Annotated in this window: 2 protein-coding genes and 1 pseudogene; all 3 read right to left on the reverse strand. The window is 77.6% G+C overall.

The window, feature by feature from the left end:
• Positions 1 to 346: pseudogene (locus B7L92_RS38275) on the reverse strand (cupin domain-containing protein); the annotation flags it as partial.
• Positions 343 to 951 (reverse strand): GNAT family N-acetyltransferase, encoded by a 609-nt coding sequence (locus B7L92_RS38280; protein ID WP_081241654.1) that lies wholly within the window; start codon positions 949 to 951, stop codon positions 343 to 345. The pseudogene B7L92_RS38275 and the gene B7L92_RS38280, both read right to left, overlap by 4 nt.
• Positions 952 to 995: 44 nt before the next feature.
• A partial coding sequence (locus B7L92_RS38285) for a penicillin acylase family protein (RefSeq protein WP_143626518.1) occupies positions 996 to 2,351 on the reverse strand: 1,356 nt, incomplete at its 5' end.

Consider the following 2,351-nt stretch of genomic DNA (forward strand, 5'->3'; position numbering starts at 1 on the left):
CCCATCCAGGTGCCGGCGGGCACGGCGAGCTGGACGTGCTGGCCGCCGAGGACGTCCGGACCCAGCACGGGGGCGCGGGCGGTGCCGTCGGGGCGAGGAGGAGCAGCCGGAGCGGGTCGCCGAGGTGGAAGTGCCAGACCTCGTCGGCGGGCAGGCGGTGCAGGGCGGAGAAGTCGTCCGGCGCGTCGGTGAGCAGGACGAGGACGGCGGTGCCGTCGGGCCGCTCGGGACCCGCCCAGGTCCGCCGGAACCGCCCGCCCTCGCGGGGGATCGGCTCCAGGCCGGTGGGGGTGCCTCCCCTGCCCTTGAGGGCATGGGGGAGGGCGACGAGATCGTCGGGGGTCACCCGCCGAAGGCTACCTCGCGGGTGAGGAAGGCGAGCCGGGCCTTCTTCCGCGGGAGGTACACGTCGGGCAGGTCGACCTCCGGCAGCACGACCTCGGGACCGGCGGTGAAGCCCTGCCGCAGGAAACGGGCGATCGCCTTCCCGTTGGCCACGTCGGGGTCGACCACCACGCGCTCGCGGTCCAGCCCCAGCAGGACGTACCCGGTGACAGCGGTCATCAGCCCGGCGGTCCAGCCGGAGCGGGCCGCGCCGGGCGCGGCGGGGGCGACCAGCAGGTGGATGCCGATGTCGCCGGGTGCGACGGGGTAGCACTCCCCGACCCGGTCGGCCGCCGGCTCGTAGGTCTGCAGCAGCGCGGCCGGCGCGCCGTCCTTGAGGACGAGGTGGGCGTGGTGGGTGTCGAGCGTGTCCATGTGGGCGTAGATCTCGGCGACCTGCTCCTCGGTGAGGCCGTTCATGCCCCAGAAGACGGCGCGCTCCTCGTTCACCCAGCGGTGCAGCAGGGGGGCGTCGGCCCGGGCGTCCAGCGGCAGGACGCGTACGGCTCCGAAGCCGTCGACCACCTGCTCGTGGACGGCCGCGCGGGAGGCGTAGGGGTCGGACATCGATCTCCTCGTCAGTCGCTCGTCAGTCGCTCGTCAGTCGCTCGTCAGTCGCTCGCCGGTCGCGCGCCGGTCTCCCGGCGCAGCCGGTCCCAGTCGGTAACGACCGGGACCAGGTCCCCCGCGCGCCACAGCGGCTGCTGGTCGCGGTGGTGGGGCGAGCCGGGGACGCCCGAGGCGCCGAACGGCACCACCCAGCGGCTGTTCTCGCGCCGGGCCAGGTCCCAGACGTACCGGGCGGCCGGGCCGCGCGCGGCGAGGTCGGTCAGGCCGGGCACGGGCGAGGTGCACAGCACGCAGTCGTGGTCGCCGGACAGGCCGGGCTCCTCGTACGGCGTCGTCGGGGGCAGGGCCCGCCAGGGCGCCAGGCGGTGGGTGTCGCCCCAGGTGCCGGCGGGTGGCCGGGCGGCCACCTCCTCCAGGGCCGTGCGGACCGCCGCCGGGCGGTCGACGCCGAACAGCTCGTCGGCGGTGAGGAGGTGTTCGAGGGCGTACCCGATCCGCGGGACCAGCGCGAGCCAGGGCCGGAAGACCTCCGGGTACGCGGGCGGCACGGCCGTCGCGGCGAACGCGGGGTGCGCCGCGAGGTGCCGTACGACCGCGCCGCGCACCGCAGCGAAGGCGGCCGCGTCGGCGCTGTCCGCGTCCATGCGGCGGTCCCAGCGCAGGAGGCGGTCGCGCAGGGCGGCGGCCGGTCCGCTCAGGTCCGTGCCGTCGAGCGCGGCGAGGCGGTCCAGCAGGGCGGCGGCGGAGGCGAGGTGGGTGTCCGTGTGGATCGCGGGCATGTCGGCGGCCGACCAGCGCTCCCGGCCCGCCAGCAGCGCGGCGATGCGGTCGGCGCGGTGCGGCGGGGCGAACTCGACGCCGAGCGGGGCCGCGGGGCCGCGCTGGTTCGCCATCACGGCGACCCCCTCGGACAGCCCGGCGCGCGGCGGCTCGTGCCAGCCCCGCCACTCGTGGCCGGGCTCCCAGGCCGGCACCAGGCGGATCCGGTTGGCCTCGGAGCGCACCGGGACCCGGCCGGCCACCCGGTGCAGCGTGCCGCCCTCGGTGTCGGCGGCCAGGAGCACGTTGACCGGCTCGGCCCACCGGTCGGCGGCCCGGTCCACGTCGGCGACCCGGCGGGCCCGCAGCAGCGGCAGCAGGGCGCCGAAGCCGAGGTCGCCGGTGACGCGGGGCGGATGGCGCAGGGCGACGGCGAGCGGGGGCCCGCCGGGTGCGGGCACGCCGTCGTCGAGGCCCTCGGGGCCGCCGATGACGACCGGGCCGCGGTCGGTCTCGATCACCTCGACCTCGACCGGCTCCCCGCCGGCCACCTCGACGGTCTCGGTGTGCCGGGCGGCCCGGTGCCACGCCCCGTCCGGACCGAGCGCCTCCACTCCCTCCCCCGGGCTTCCGGCTCC

The organism is Streptomyces viridosporus (genome assembly GCF_002078235.1).
In the GTDB taxonomy this organism is placed as follows: Bacteria; Actinomycetota; Actinomycetes; order Streptomycetales; family Streptomycetaceae; genus Streptomyces; species Streptomyces viridosporus.

What these genes read in the sequence shown, in the direction of transcription:
- B7L92_RS38280 (WP_081241654.1), bottom strand. Translation starts at nt 951, where the DNA reads ATGTCCGACCCCTACGCCTCCCGCGCGGCCGTCCACGAGCAGGTGGTC.